1 protein-coding gene is annotated in these 277 nt (G+C 62.5%); it reads left to right on the top strand.

The features are described 5' to 3' along the window. The coding region (locus SB847_RS20915; protein ID WP_410578514.1) for an enoyl-CoA hydratase/isomerase family protein at positions 1–252 on the top strand (252 nt) is incomplete at its 5' end. Positions 253–277: the final 25 nt, after the last annotated feature.

The raw sequence follows: 277 nt of genomic DNA, 5'->3' as shown, positions 1-277 counted from the left end.
CTCGTGAACGAGGTCGTCGCAGATAGCGAACTCGCGGGGTCGGTGGAGCGCCTCGCCGAGTCGATTTCTTCGAAGAGTCCGCTGGTGCTCGCGCGGATGAAACAGGCGCTGAACGACTCACTCGACCACCCTGTGTCGACTGGTCTCCGCTATGAGCGTGCTCTGTCTGCTGCGCACAGCTATTCGTTCGACCGCGTCGAGGGACTGTCCGCCTTCCGGGAGAAGCGAGTTCCCCAGTTCGAGGGCAGGTAAGACGGGTGCCCAAGCCGCTGAATTC

This window comes from Bacillus sp. SIMBA_026 (assembly GCF_046535335.1).
Classification (GTDB): Bacteria; Bacillota; Bacilli; order Bacillales; family Bacillaceae; genus Bacillus; species Bacillus velezensis.
The sequence above is the reverse complement of the archived record's forward strand: the minus strand, read 5'-3'. Positions and strand labels throughout refer to the sequence as shown.